The organism is Pantoea sp. AG1095, assembly GCF_003208415.1.
GTDB lineage: Bacteria > Pseudomonadota > Gammaproteobacteria > Enterobacterales > Enterobacteriaceae > Pantoea > Pantoea leporis.
In genome coordinates this window covers 178,230-191,110 of sequence record NZ_QKMJ01000007.1, presented here as the reverse complement: position 1 = coordinate 191,110, position 12,881 = coordinate 178,230, and the positions used below count along the sequence as shown (strand labels likewise).

At 55.3% G+C, this 12,881-nt stretch carries 13 protein-coding genes and 1 riboswitch; of the genes, 8 read left to right on the top strand and 5 right to left on the bottom strand.

Annotation, left to right across the window (positions count from 1 at the left end):
• Positions 1–402 precede the first annotated feature (402 nt).
• Positions 403–1,755 carry an MFS transporter gene (locus DEU53_RS15845; protein ID WP_110867694.1) on the bottom strand — a complete coding sequence of 451 codons (1,353 nt, stop codon included), beginning with the start codon at positions 1,753–1,755 and terminating at the stop codon, positions 403–405.
• Positions 1,756–1,929: 174 nt separating this feature from the next.
• Positions 1,930–2,832 carry a GntR family transcriptional regulator gene (locus DEU53_RS15840; RefSeq protein ID WP_101762759.1) on the bottom strand — a complete coding sequence of 301 codons (903 nt, stop codon included), beginning with the start codon at positions 2,830–2,832 and terminating at the stop codon, positions 1,930–1,932.
• Positions 2,833–2,967: 135 nt separating this feature from the next.
• Here DEU53_RS15840 and DEU53_RS15835 point away from each other — a divergent pair, with 135 nt between their 5' ends.
• The 3 genes from DEU53_RS15835 (at position 2,968) to DEU53_RS15825 (ending at position 5,589) form a co-directional block, all read left to right on the top strand.
• A complete protein-coding gene (locus DEU53_RS15835; protein ID WP_110867693.1) occupies positions 2,968–3,996 on the top strand; it encodes a zinc-binding alcohol dehydrogenase family protein in 1,029 nt (342 codons plus the stop codon).
• A gap of 145 nt (positions 3,997–4,141) precedes the next feature.
• A riboswitch (Fluoride riboswitch) is annotated at positions 4,142–4,217 on the top strand.
• Positions 4,218–4,307: 90 nt separating this feature from the next.
• Positions 4,308–4,685, top strand: coding sequence for a fluoride efflux transporter CrcB (gene crcB, locus DEU53_RS15830; protein WP_101762757.1), 378 nt, complete (start codon positions 4,308–4,310; stop codon positions 4,683–4,685).
• A gap of 106 nt (positions 4,686–4,791) precedes the next feature.
• On the top strand, positions 4,792–5,589 hold the full coding sequence (locus DEU53_RS15825; RefSeq protein ID WP_110867692.1) for a sugar phosphate isomerase/epimerase: 798 nt from the start codon (positions 4,792–4,794) through the stop codon (positions 5,587–5,589).
• On the opposite strand, the gene DEU53_RS15820 is transcribed toward DEU53_RS15825, so the two are convergent.
• From DEU53_RS15820 to DEU53_RS15810, 3 genes are all read right to left on the bottom strand, one after another.
• Entirely contained in the window at positions 5,586–6,191 is a 606-nt protein-coding gene (locus tag DEU53_RS15820; protein ID WP_110867691.1) for an alpha/beta hydrolase, read from the bottom strand. The two genes, DEU53_RS15825 and DEU53_RS15820, sit on opposite strands and share 4 nt — an antisense overlap.
• 11 nt (positions 6,192–6,202) lie before the next feature.
• Positions 6,203–7,144: a glutathione S-transferase family protein gene (locus tag DEU53_RS15815; RefSeq protein ID WP_110867724.1), complete on the bottom strand. Its 942-nt coding sequence runs from the start codon at positions 7,142–7,144 to the stop codon at positions 6,203–6,205.
• Between the two features lie 99 nt (positions 7,145–7,243).
• Complete coding sequence (locus DEU53_RS15810) at positions 7,244–8,143, bottom strand: LysR family transcriptional regulator (protein ID WP_110867690.1); 900 nt, start codon at positions 8,141–8,143, stop codon at positions 7,244–7,246.
• A gap of 208 nt (positions 8,144–8,351) precedes the next feature.
• Here DEU53_RS15810 and DEU53_RS15805 point away from each other — a divergent pair, with 208 nt between their 5' ends.
• From DEU53_RS15805 to DEU53_RS15785, 5 genes are all read left to right on the top strand, one after another.
• Positions 8,352–8,516 (top strand): MbeD family mobilization/exclusion protein, encoded by a 165-nt coding sequence (locus tag DEU53_RS15805; protein WP_110867689.1) that lies wholly within the window; start codon positions 8,352–8,354, stop codon positions 8,514–8,516.
• 177 nt (positions 8,517–8,693) lie between these two features.
• On the top strand, positions 8,694–10,652 hold the full coding sequence (locus DEU53_RS15800) for a lipase family protein (RefSeq protein ID WP_233501793.1): 1,959 nt from the start codon (positions 8,694–8,696) through the stop codon (positions 10,650–10,652).
• A complete protein-coding gene (locus DEU53_RS15795) occupies positions 10,636–11,418 on the top strand; it encodes a hypothetical protein (protein ID WP_110867687.1) in 783 nt (260 codons plus the stop codon). The genes DEU53_RS15800 and DEU53_RS15795 overlap by 17 nt, the downstream gene beginning before the upstream one ends.
• Before the next feature lie 50 nt (positions 11,419–11,468).
• Positions 11,469–12,065: a hypothetical protein gene (locus DEU53_RS15790; RefSeq protein ID WP_110867686.1), complete on the top strand. Its 597-nt coding sequence runs from the start codon at positions 11,469–11,471 to the stop codon at positions 12,063–12,065.
• Complete coding sequence (locus tag DEU53_RS15785) at positions 12,049–12,831, top strand: hypothetical protein (protein ID WP_110867685.1); 783 nt, start codon at positions 12,049–12,051, stop codon at positions 12,829–12,831. The genes DEU53_RS15790 and DEU53_RS15785 overlap by 17 nt, the downstream gene beginning before the upstream one ends.
• The last annotated feature ends 50 nt before the right edge of the window (positions 12,832–12,881 follow it).

Sequence of the window (12,881 nt, the reverse complement as noted above, 5' to 3'; positions counted from 1 at the left end):
TGCCGGTGCGCATATTCATAGGCATCCGGTCGCCATGCATGGCGACTTTACGGAGCTTATAGCGATTGTGAATTAAGAAAACGCATTGCTGCTGCAGCGAGGGTGTTGAGGCGACATCCCAATCCGCTGAACGATTGAGGGATTCCAGGACGAGCCGCATGGATGCGGCGAGAGGTGGCGTTGAGCAGGAGCGAATCGACACCGGTCCGTCAGGAATCGTGAATGAGTGAAGGTACCGCGAAGCGGCGGGTTGGGCTGGCGCAAGGCCTGGGAGTGCAGAGGGCGTGGCCAGACGCCCTCTGCTCGGTCGCCGCACGAAGGTGCTGCAACTGCCTCATTACGAGGCGAACGAAAGTCGCACTGCGCTTAACTGACATGTATTACGCCATTCCTGGCGACCATTCAAACCCCATCGGTAATCGGCTTACGCACCAGCAGCAAATAGGCCAGCGCACCCACCACCGTCACACCGGCGCAAATCATCAACGCCAGGCTAAACGACTTGGTGGTATCCAGCACCCAACCGGTGATCACCGGGGCGAACGAGGCGAACACGAAGCTGGCGAAGTTCTGGATGCTGCCGACCGAGGCGGTCATGCGCGCCGTGACGTTGGCGTGAATCAAACCCCAGCACGATGTACCGGCAAAGTGGATGCAGAACAGCGCCATACCAATCATGGTCACCGCGCTGGTGGTGTCGGTGGCACGCGTTACAAAGGCGGTAAACGCGGCGGACAACAGCATGCCCGTGACGATAGAGATCTTACGCACCTTCACCGCATCATGGCCACGACGCACCAGCGCATCGACCACATAACCGTTCAGCAGCATGCCCGCCGCGCCGAACAGGAATGGAATCGCAGCCAGTAAACCGGTGCTTTTCAGATCGAGGTGATAAGTGGATTGCAGATAGCCCGGCAGCCACGCGATGTACAGCCACGCGGTGTAGTTGATGCCGCTGAAGCCAATCATCATGCCCCACATGGTGCGCTGCTTAAACAGGCCGCGCCACTCGGCAAAACTCAGCGGCTCTTTGCGCGATGCCACGCTGCCCGCCTGCAGATAGTGAATCTCTTCGCCGCTCAGCGTGTTGTTATCGCGATCGCGGTACATCAGATACCAGCCGATGGCGAGAAACATGCCGAGCACGCCGATAGTGATAAACATGCCGCGCCAGCCCATCACCATCATCATCGCGGCCAGAATCGGTGGCGCAATCGACAAGCCAATCATCGAAGCGGCGTTAAACATGCCCATCGGTATGCCGCGATCTTTGATGTTGAACCAGTCGTTGATCACCTTGACGCCGCACGGGTTCATCGGCGCTTCGCCAATACCTAAGCCGATACGCACCAAAATAAACTGGGTGAAGTTATGCACCAAACCGGCGGCCGCCTGGAACAGCGACCAGAAGAACATACCAATCGCCAGCATGATGCGCGGCCCTTTGCGATCGAGCAGCGCACCGCACGGCAGCTGCGCTAAGCCGTACGCCAGCGAGAAGGCCGACAGCAGCACGCCAATTTCTGTCGCGGATAAACCCAGTTCTCCCCGAATGGTCATATTGGCCACCGACAGCGAACTGCGGTCGAGATAGTTGATCATGGCGGCGAACAGCAGCAGCAGCATGGCGGTAATCTGGATCTTTCTAATGCGCGGCGAGCGCACCACGTCACTGCGTGCCGGGATAAAATCTTGCCCGTCTGCAGCCGGTTGTGGCGCGTTTTCGCGGCCACGAGCCGAAGTATTTTCCATTGCGACCTCCCGGATCTGGGTACTTATCGTTATGCGTTTGTGTGGGATCCTGCGGCAGCAAAACGGTGCTGCCCCAACGGATAGACTTCGAGACTAGAAGCAATCAGATCGGGATGTTGCGGAGATGTTTCAGATTCGTGCGGGAGCTAATGCTTTGTGGTTTTTAATCGGTTTTTAATTGTACTGGCGGATCGAACGGATCATCGATGTCTTGGCGGTGCCGAGATGATTGTGTAGCGCACATAACGCTTCGACATCCTGACGGCTAATCAGCGCTGTCAGAATCGCCATATGTTCCTCCAGCGCCACGATATTTCTTTGCTTAAGATCGGTTTCATCCCATTGATAATGCGAGTGAAAAATCACGGAAATAATCTCCAGCGACTGATTAAAAAACGGATTGTTGGCGGCGGAGAGAATCAGCGTGTGCATCTCTTTATCCAGCGCGGCGAAGTGGCGGTAATTGCTGGCGATGGTGTCACGCATCGAACGATGGCGATCCAGCAGGTCGCGCGCCTGCATCCAGCGCTCATCCTGCGAAGGCAGGTTGAGAAAACGGGTCAGCGCGTGGGTTTCCAGCATTTCACGCAGCTCAAACAGGTTCTCGGCATACTTCTGATCGAACTTCTTCATGCGCCATTGTCCGCGCTTCACCGGTTCCAGCAGGTCATAACGCATAAAGCGCAGCAGGAATTCACGTACCACAACCGGACTGACCTTCACCTGCTGGGCTAACTGCAGCTCGCTAAAGGTATCGCCCGGCATCAGCTGACGTTGATTGATCAGGTTGAAAAAGGTCTGCTCAAACTGCAGCGCCTGCTGATCGATCGGCGGCGTCAGGGCGTTAAAACCATCTTCTTCGCTGGGATCGCGCACGATAACGTAGGTTTCATCCACCTTTTCCAGCACGCCGCGCTCATGCAGATGCTGCAAAGTGTGGCGCACCGTAGTGCGGCTGATGTTGAACATCTCAGCCAGCGCCGCCTGCGGTGGCAACGGCGAACGGATATGCCGTTTGGCAATGCCTTCCAGCATCTGGTTAATCACGTTCTGACGTAGATTCTGGCTGCGGCTCATACGCGTCTCCGGTTTTTTATCTATTAAAAACCATACAAAGCCCAAAAAAAGCGGTTGGCTTCACACTTCCCCCAACGCAAAACGCTGCCATCGGCGATTTTCGCCATAACTGCGACAACAGCACAGGAGAAGCCAATGAAAACGATGAAAACGCTGGTGGTCGCCGAGCCGCGCCAGATGGTATGGCAGCAGCGCGCGAAGCCGACGCCCGCCGCCCATGAAGTTCTGATCAAACCGATCGCCGCCGGCATTTGTGGCACCGATATCCACGCCTGGGCCGGAAATCAGCCGTTTTTCAGCTATCCACGTGTGTTGGGGCATGAGCTGTGTGGCGAAGTGGTAGAACTCGGCAGCCAGACCAGCGGCTTCAGGCCGGGCCAGCGCGTGGCGCTGATTCCCTACGTTGCCTGCCAGCAGTGCGATGCCTGTTTAAGTGGCAAAACCAACTGCTGCGAAAAAATCTCGGTGATTGGGGTGCATCAGGATGGCGGTTTCTGCGAATACCTTAGCGTGCCGACCAGCAATTTGCTGGCGGTGGATGAGGTTGATCCCGAAGCCGCCGCGCTGATTGAACCCTTCGCCATCAGCGCGCATGCGGTGCGCCGTGCGGCCGTTACGGCGGATGAGCAGGTTTTGGTGGTGGGCGCAGGTCCGATTGGTCTTGGCGTGGCCGCGATTGCGGCGGCAGCGGGGGCGAATGTGGTGGTGGCCGACACCAGCGAGCAGCGCCGCGCGCACGTAGCGCAGAAGCTGGGTTTGGCGACGGTGAATCCATTAGATGCCGATTTTGAGGCGCAGTTGCGGGCGGAGTTTGGTGGGCGTTTGCCGGCCAAAGTGATCGATGCCACCGGCAGCCCAGCGGCGATGAACGGCGCGGTGAAACTGATTCGTCACGGCGGCATCATCGTGTTTGTCGGCCTGCATAAAGGCGATCTGGTGATCCCGGATATCGAGTTCCACAAAAAAGAAACCACGCTGCTGGGCAGCCGCAACGCCACGCTGGAAGATTTCGCGAAAGTAGGCGAACTGATGGCGAACGGGCAGCTTCGTGCCGACATGATGCTCAATCGCCATTATGATTTTTCTACGCTGGCAGAGCGCTTTGAAGCGGATGTGATTAACAACCGGGAACTGATTAAGGGCGTGATTCACTTCGAACGTTGATATTGGCACCAACCGTAGCGGCGCAATTTATTACGCAAAAAGGGGTTGGCACGGTGCCTTCACTGATGCGCGCGATAGATCGCGCCGCGACAACACTGTGCCTCCTTCTCCATATTGTCTGCATTGCCAAGCCAGCGTATTATCTCCCGCCTAAGGTGATGGCGTGCCACCTTCCCCAACCGCCGTTCTGGTCACAGACGGCTGATGACGCCTGACAACACTCGTATCCCTGCGCGGGAGACGGCGGTGTGTCAGGTGTTATTCTGTCCTGCCGCGGCCCTGCGCGTCATTCATATCAGGAGCTCCAAACTATGTTGAAATCGTTACTGGCGGTGGTGCTGGGCGGTGCGGTGGGCTGTACGCTGCGTTGGTTGATCTCATTACGTTTTAACGCACTGTTTCCCAATTTGCCGCCCGGCACCTTGATGGTGAATCTGGTAGGCGGTTTTATCATCGGCGCGGCGCTGGCCTTTTTTGTGCGTAATCCGCATATCGATCCCTTTTGGAAACTGTTAATTGTCACTGGTTTGTGTGGCGGCTTAACCACCTTTTCCACTTTTTCTGCAGAAATTGTTGGGTTGCTACAATCAGGTAAATACCTTTGGGCGATGTCGAGCGTGATGGTGCATGTTATTGGTTCGCTGCTGATGACCTTCGCCGGTTTTGCCGCGGTCAATCTGCTCGGATAACCATCGCGCTTGAAATAACTCCTCAGAGGTAGATACTGATCGCCATTCTGTGCGCGTGACGCACAGAATTTGTCACCGATTATCCGGACGATTAAGGAGCTGTGTCATGCGTTGTAACCCTAAATTCCTTAACCTGGTGTTGTTAAACGGTGAACCTGAGGAGAAGCTGCGTGCCGCACGCGCCGCCGGTTTCGATCAGGTTGAGATCTGGCGCGACGATGTACAAGCCAGTACGCCACAGTTAGCGAAGCAGTTGCAGCTTGGCTTCACCAATGTGCAGGTGCTACGCGATTTCACCGGTGCGGCGGATCGCGACCGCCAGCAAAAACGCGAAGAGCTGCGTCAGTTTATTCAGATTGCCCAAACCATCGGCTGCGACACCATTCAGGCACCGGCCAGCACGCGTGAAGATTGTGTGGCGGCGCGTATTGATGAAGATTTACGTTGGATGGCATCGGAAGCCGCGCGCTACAACATGCGCATCATGTATGAGCCGATGGCGTGGTGCAGCGTAGATAACACGCTGCCGCTGGCGTGGGAACGGCTGCAACGGCTGGACCAGCCGAATATCGGTTTGGTGGTCGATCTGTTCCACATCTGCGCGTTAGGCGGCGATGCGTCGCAGCTGGATGGCATTCCCGCTGACCGTATCTACGAAGTGCAGCTGTGCGATATGGCCGACATGCCACCACAGGATAAGCAGCCGCTCAGCGAGTACGCGCGTCACCAGCGCCTGTTGCCGGGCGATGGCATCATCGAAGTGGAACGCTTTGTCGATAAGCTGAAAAGTGCCGGTTACAGCGGGCCGGTCGGCATTGAAGTGTTTAACGATAAGTTGAAGGCGCAGCCAGCAGACGTGGCTGCGCAAAAAGCGTGGCAGGCGTTAAATCGTTACTGGCCTTAATCCTGTAAACATTGCGCAATAAAACCGGCGGCATCCATCGCACCCTGCGATGAAATGGTGTGGCCGGTTGCCGCTTCATAACGCGCTTCCACCGTCACGCCAGCCTGCTGTAAACGTTGCTCCGCCGATACGCTTTCGCTAAACGGAATCACCTCATCGGCTTTGCCGTGAATCAGCAGCGCAGGCGTATACGGCTGCGGCGTTAATGCGCCATCAAATGCCAGACGGCCGGAAAAGGCCACCACGCCGGCTAGCGGATAACGGCCCGACGCCAGCGCATCTAACGCCATGATCGAACCCTGCGAAAAGCCCACCAGAATCACTTTGTCCCACGCATCCGCCATGCCGTGCTGCGCCATCAGCTGCTGCAGCGTGTTATCAAAGGCCGCGCGCGCTTCACGCACGCGCGCCGGGCGGTTTTCGGGCGTGATGCCGGTCAGGCTAAACCACTGATATCCCATCGCGTGTTCAAAAGGATAGGGCGCATTCGGCGAGGCAAACGCCACATCCGGCAGCAGGCGCGCCCAATGTTCGCCGAGCACCGCGAGATCATCGCCGTTGCTACCGACGCCATGTAAAAAAATCACTAACGCTTTTGCCATCGCCCTGTTCCTTATAAATCGTAGGCCGCCATATCCGGGCCAACCGGCACAATGCCGTTTGGATTCAGCGCTTTAATTGAATAATAGCCCTGCTTGATGTGATCGATATTCACCGTCTGACGCACGCCAGAGACCGAAAGCATACTCTTTAGATAACGATCGAGCAGCGGATAGTCGCGCAGGCGGCGCAGGTTGCATTTAAACAGGCCGTGATAGGCGGCGTCAAAGCGCACCAGCGTGACGAACAGGCGGATATCCGCTTCGGTTAAGCGCTCGCCGAGCAGGAAAGTACGGCCATCCTGCAAGCGCAGCTCCAGCTCATCTAACTGGCTGAACACATCGTTGAACGCCTGCTGATAACTCACCTGTGTGGTAGCAAAACCGGCGCGATAGACGCCGTTATTCAGGCGCGGATAGATCGATTCGTTCAGCGCGTCGATCTCTGCGCGCAGATCCTCGGGATAAAGATCGATGCGATCGTCCGCCAGCGCGCCAAAGCCGCTGTTCAGCATGCGCAGGATATCGGCTGACTCATTATTGACGATGGTTTGCGTCTTTTTGTCCCACAGCACCGGCACGGTGGCGCGGCCGGTGAAATCGGCATCGGCACGGGTGTAGAGTTCGTGAAGGTATTCGGCTTTATTCAGCCAGTCGCGATCTGCGCCAAGATAATCACCGAAGCGCCAGCCTTGCGCGCCGAGCTGCGGCTCAACCACCGACACGCTGATGACCTTATCCAGCCCTTTCAGACTGCGCGCCAGCAGCGTGCGCGAGGCCCACGGACAAATCAGCGCTACATAGAGGTGATAACGATCCGGCTCGGCAGCGAATGCGCTGGAACCATCTGCGCTAATCCAGTGACGAAAACGGGATGTCTGACGCACAAATCCGCCTTGTTGATCGGTGGCTTGCACCGGATGCCACTCTGCACTCCACTTACCGTTTACCAGCATCATCTTCTCTCCTCAGTGTTGATGAAGTGAGCATACAGCGCTGCTGGTTGGGTGATAATCCGGGCAAAATGGCTTTCATTGCTTCCAAATTGGAAGGAATCAGCCGGGCGGATGGTGCTGGAAATGGGCGGCGAGAAAATCGATCAGCAGCCGGGTTTTCTGCGCCAGATGACGCGCCGGCGGATAGAGCGCGAACAGGCCCATGGGCGGCGTGGCGAACTCCTCTAATAGCGAGACGATTTCACCGCGCTGCAGTGCGGGTGCGGCAATAAAACCTGGTAGCCGCGCAATGCCCAATCCGGCGATCGCCGCCTGCAAACAGGCTTCGGTATTGGAGAAACAGAGACGACCGCGAATCGGCATGCTGACGCTGTCGCCGCACGGCGTCACGAACGGCCAATGCCAGGGATCGCGGAAATTGGTATCGCTGATGCACTGATGAGCCGCCAAATCGCGCCAGTGCTGCGGCGTGCCGTGTTGCAGCAGATAACCGGAAGACGCCGCTACGCGAATCGGCACATCGCCAAGGCGGCGCGCGATTAGGCTGCTGTCATCAAGCTTGCCGATGCGAATCGCCATATCAAAGCCTTCATCGACAATGTTAACTGCACGATCGGAGAAGTTCACGTCGAGTTCGATCTGCGGATAATGACGCGCGAACTCCACCAGCACGCTGGCCAACACCGCAGTACCAAAGGTACCGGGCGCGCTGATTTTCAGGCGGCCGCTCGGCGTAGTGGCGCTGTCGCGCACCGTGGCATCCAGCGTATCAAAGGCTTCCAGCAGGGTTTTTACCCGCTCGTAATAGGCGCGACCGATTTCGGTGGGCGAGAGCGCGCGCGTGCTGCGTTTAAACAGCTGCACGCCGAGTTCCTGCTCCAGCCGGGAGACCAGCTTCGACGCCTGGCCGCTGCTGGTGCCGAGGCGTTCAGCCGCACCGGCAAAGCTGCCCACTTCCAGCACGGCGACAAACATGCGGTCACAATCGAGGCGATCCATGAACATTCCAGCTGACGAGAAAATCGTAGGGTGCGGCCTGCGGGCCGCCCGTGTCAAATTCTGCACTGTGCATTTGGGGTGCAGTTCATGACTGGCAACCCTACAAAATCGCGCCGGTCCGCTGTGGATAACCGCCGCACCGGGCTAGACGGTCGGGGAAGGGAAATCGAAGCAGAACGCAGTCAGACTGGTGCAGGAGTAACGAACGATGACAAAGCTGGAAAAACAGTTGCTGAGCGCATTAAAGCAGCTACAGCAGGACTATTCGCTGCGGATGAGGGAGTGGGACGCCGCCTTAGGGGAATTGCAAACGATGTTTGGCACTACGCAACGGATGTTATGTTCAATTCACCCGCGAGGCTGTCTGATCTAAAGACCATTTTTCAATAAAGTAATTCAGGTGTGAAACTAATGGGGTATGATTAACCCCCATTAACCCTATAAACCAAATGGAATTGGAATGGAGATAGTTGGCGATAACACCTGTGTAACCAGCGTTGTACCCAAATCTAAAACCGTACTGTGCCGGGGTAAACCCCGGAAATACTGGATGGAGTTGCAGTTTGTTGATGAAAACAACGTGCCGGTTTCCGGACTGAACGTCAGTCTTGAATATCATCCTCTGGCTACGGCTGCGGAGGTGGCTGCGTCAAAACGGTTTGGCAAAGACGGCTACGATCCGACGCCTCCGCCAAATCCGCCGGTCGGCGTCACCGACAGCCAGGGCCTGGTGCGGTTTGATAACCTGTACTGGATCGGCGTTAACGTAAAAGCTGACGGGCAGCAGCTGGCTGACGAGATGGAGCAGCGCCCCTTGGGCGTCAGGCGCAACCCGAACAGCCATCCGGAAAGTAAAAACCGTTCCAGGCCGGCCACCCGGGATCTTACATGGCAGTCAGACGTGCAGAAAAAGGCGGATGCGGCCGGCCAGTGGCACCACTACGTGACAATCGGACAGCTCTGCGACCGGCTTCCAGTGATTGATAACTGGAAAGAGAATGAACCACCCCGGTTTCATTTCCCCAGCGGCGATGTGATGAAAGGGACGCCGATTGCGCGGGAAGGCCTGGATCAGCGACATGTCATCGAAGTCTGTCCATTCCGGGCGTGGTCGCTGGTGCTGCACGACACGAAAGATTACTCGCTGGCGAACGGCTATAACCTTGGGGTGATGGCCGATATGGCCTACGCAAAGGGCGGTGATACGGGCATAAAACAGTTCTTTTTTGAACAGTGTCTGGATCTGTCCCGCATGCCCGAATACATCGACTTTCCGTCGTTTTCTCAGGCTCTGGTCGTTGACGTGCCGTTCAGTCAGCGTTACATCCGGGCTATGTTCCTTGATTCAGCGGGTAAAAGTGACGGTGCCAACGATCGCCCGTTGCTCGACAGCACGCAGCTTTTTTACGTGGAAAATGCGGCTCAGGTGGTGGTGTCGTGGCGGGGAACCCAGGAAGCTCCTGACTGGTTCGTCGACTTGTCCTTTTCGCCGCAGCGCTGTCCCCCTGAACTTTCGGAGGCCGGTCGTATTCACGGCGGTTTTTTAGATGCCTACCATCTGGCTAAACGGCGTTTTAGTGGGGATTTTGATGTAATCAAAGCGGCTTTGGATCATGGGAAAAAGTTATTTATCTGTGGACACAGCCTTGGGGGCGCTCTGGGGCTGATCTATGCGGCGGAGATGAAGGCTTTTGAACCGATCCTTTACACCTACGGTATGCCGCGCACCTTCACCGCAGACGCGGTAGGCCGCCTGTATCAGGTGACCCATTACCGGCACGTCAACGACAGCGACACCATCACCAGCGTGCCGTTTGATGCCAATCTGGACAACTGGCTGTACGGCAAGTTTGGGCCTCTCGGCGCCACGTTAGGCTTTTTCTGGACTCTGACCACCGAACTGCCGGCGCAGATGGGAGGGCTGTATATCGGGGAACACTACTGGCACCACGGCAAGCCGGTGGTGTTCTTCCGCACTACCCAGACCGGTTCATTCGAAGAATGCAGGGTGATGATGAATCCGAATACGTGCAGACGGCTGAAATACAGCCAGCAGTACAAGGTGAAGCTGTTCCTCGTTCCGTCAATGGCAGAGACAGAAAGCGAGGAGGCGAAAGAGGCGCAGGAGGCGTTTATCAGCGAGTTTCCGATGGCCGATATTCAGAAGATTTTCCCACGCAATACCAACCCCGCTTTTGACCACGCGAGCAACCCCGCCCGGCACTCGATGGTGAAAGAGTACCTGCCGTTTCTGAATAACCAGCTGCTCGAGATAGCTGATCCGGAGCGGAAGCTGAGCCGTAAAACGTACAGGGCCGACTTCAGGCAGCAGATGGACACATTCGGTGACAGCTCTCCCCCGGAGGAGCTGAAGCGAAACCGGATGTTCCTGGCCCTGCAGGATATGGTGGGGAATTCGCTGATTATTACCCGAAAGTATCCTGGCGGAGAAAATGCTCTCATTCGTTTCAAATCGGTTGCGGAGGAAGAAGTTGAACTGTCTAACTAAAACGCTCGCGGCGCTTTTTCCGGCAATTGCACTGTTGCCGCTGAGCGGCTGCGCCAGTCGTCTGGACTATACGCTGAACCCTCCTGTGAGTAACGATTGGGTGACTGTGACCGTAAAATTACCGCCGGAAACGGAGGCGCTGCCGCTGGATGTTTTGTACCGCTCAGAGACGTGTCGGAAAGAGGTCTATGACAATACCTCCGAGTCGCATATGGCTACCGTCAGGGGGGGTAACCCACAACTTGTCTCTCTCAGTCAGACGGACAGCAGTGGCTATCGGAAGGCGAAGATAGCTCTGAATGGCGGAGGCAAATGTGGCTGGAAGCTGAGCGGCATACGTTTAGGGATACAGCTATCAAAAACATCTGCTCTTGCAAATGGAAAGAACATCATATCGACAAGTTATGTCTTTGATTTCGATGATGAAGGATACCGTAATGCATTTGGGTACGGTAACCCCAAAAACGTGGTTGGAAACTTACGGTTTGAGACTGATTTTTTCCCTTTGATTCAGTCTCATAGGGATGGTGAGATGGTAATTACACTGTTCGGGGGAGATATTCGTGATGAAAAATGGAACAGGTATTATCGCGTTTCCAGCATTAGTAAAATAGTGATCGAGCCGAGTATTCATATGTCGAAGGTCGTGAGAGTCGTTCCTCCAAACTCGCTTCCTGGCGATCTTATTGCAACTTATCCTGATGGTAGTACAGGGATACTTCCGTACATCTATCCAGATTATGAAAAATTGTTGTCGATGAAATGAATAGCTAGTTAGGTTTTTTCTGGGCTCTGACCACCGAACTGCCGGCGCAGATGGGAGGGCTGTATATCGGGGAACACTACTGGCACCACGGCAAGCCGGTGGTGTTCTTCCGCACTACCCAGACCGGTTCATTCGAAGAATGCAGGGTGATGATGAATCCGAATACGTGCAGACGGCTGAAATACAGCCAGCAGTACAAGGTGAAGCTGTTCCTCGTTCCGTCAATGGCAGAGACAGAAAGCGAGGAGGCGAAAGAGGCGCAGGAGGCGTTTATCAGCGAGTTTTCGATGGCCGATATTCAGAAGATTTTCCCACGCAATACCAACCCCGCTTTTGACCACGCGAGCAACCCCGTCCGGCACTCGATGGTGAAAGAGTACCTGCCGTTTCTGAATAACCAGCTGCTCGAGATAGCTGATCCGGCGCGGAAGCTGAGCCGTAAAACGTACAGGGCCGACTTCAGGCAGCAGATGGACTCATTCGGTGACAGCTCTCCCCCGGAGGAGCCGAAGCGAAATCGGATGTTCCTGGCCCTGCAGGATATGGTAGGGAATTCGCTGATCATTACCCGAAAGTATCCTGGTGGTGAAAATGCTCTCATTCGTTTCAAATCGGTTGCGGAGGAAGAAGTTGAACTGTCTAACTAAAACGCTCGCGGCGCTTTTTCCGGCAATTGCACTGTTGCCGCTGAGCGGTTGCGCCAGTCGCCCGGATTTTACCATTAATCCGCCCGCCAGCACGGAGTGGGTCACTGTGGCTGTGAAATTGCCTCCTGAGACGGAAGTGATCCCAATGGACGTCTTGTACCGATCAGAGACGTGTCGGAAAGAGGTCTATGACAACACCACTGAGTCGCATGTGACTGCGGTCAGGGGGCTGAATCCTAAACTGGTGACGTTGCAACCTCAGGGGAATGGTGATATCCGACAGGCGCGGGTCGCCGTTGATGGGGGCGGTCGATGTGAATGGAAGCTCAGTGCTATAAGGGTTGATATACAGCTGAAAGGAGATGATCCGTTAGCCTCGGGGAAACATATTATTCCAACAAGCTATGTTTTTGGTTTTGATGATCAGGCTTATGGAAGCGGAGAAGGTTCCGGCAGAAAGCGGGAAGCTCATGGCGATATTACGTTAAAAACTGAGTTATTTCCTATGATCACTTATCATCGCGACCATGAAGTTACCTTGAAATTATTTGGTGGTGATCCTGATTATCTGAAATGGAGTCGACATTACAGACTTTATGGTTCGAAGAATATAACTATTAATCCATTATTATATCTGACAAAAACAGTAACTTTGACGCCACCAAATCCGGCACCAGGCGATCTCACGGCCACTTATTCTGATGGAAGTACTGGGAAAGTTAAGGACATCTATCCCGATTATAACAAGCTACTTTTGATGAAATAGTTGCTTGTTTATAGTTCTGAAAAGGATCTTCTAAAGATCCTTGTTTTCTG

Bases quoted from the DNA above. Each gene is read 5' to 3' on its own strand.
- DEU53_RS15845 (WP_110867694.1), bottom strand. From the start codon at position 1,755: ATGGAAAATACTTCGGCTCGTGGCCGCGAAAACGCGCCACAACCGGCT.
- DEU53_RS15840 (WP_101762759.1), bottom strand. From the start codon at position 2,832: ATGAGCCGCAGCCAGAATCTACGTCAGAACGTGATTAACCAGATGCTG.
- DEU53_RS15835 (WP_110867693.1), top strand. From the start codon at position 2,968: ATGAAAACGATGAAAACGCTGGTGGTCGCCGAGCCGCGCCAGATGGTA.
- crcB (WP_101762757.1), top strand. From the start codon at position 4,308: ATGTTGAAATCGTTACTGGCGGTGGTGCTGGGCGGTGCGGTGGGCTGT.
- DEU53_RS15825 (WP_110867692.1), top strand. From the start codon at position 4,792: ATGCGTTGTAACCCTAAATTCCTTAACCTGGTGTTGTTAAACGGTGAA.
- DEU53_RS15820 (WP_110867691.1), bottom strand. From the start codon at position 6,191: ATGGCAAAAGCGTTAGTGATTTTTTTACATGGCGTCGGTAGCAACGGC.
- DEU53_RS15815 (WP_110867724.1), bottom strand. From the start codon at position 7,144: ATGCTGGTAAACGGTAAGTGGAGTGCAGAGTGGCATCCGGTGCAAGCC.
- DEU53_RS15810 (WP_110867690.1), bottom strand. From the start codon at position 8,143: ATGGATCGCCTCGATTGTGACCGCATGTTTGTCGCCGTGCTGGAAGTG.
- DEU53_RS15805 (WP_110867689.1), top strand. From the start codon at position 8,352: ATGACAAAGCTGGAAAAACAGTTGCTGAGCGCATTAAAGCAGCTACAG.
- DEU53_RS15800 (WP_233501793.1), top strand. From the start codon at position 8,694: ATGGAGTTGCAGTTTGTTGATGAAAACAACGTGCCGGTTTCCGGACTG.
- DEU53_RS15790 (WP_110867686.1), top strand. From the start codon at position 11,469: ATGGGAGGGCTGTATATCGGGGAACACTACTGGCACCACGGCAAGCCG.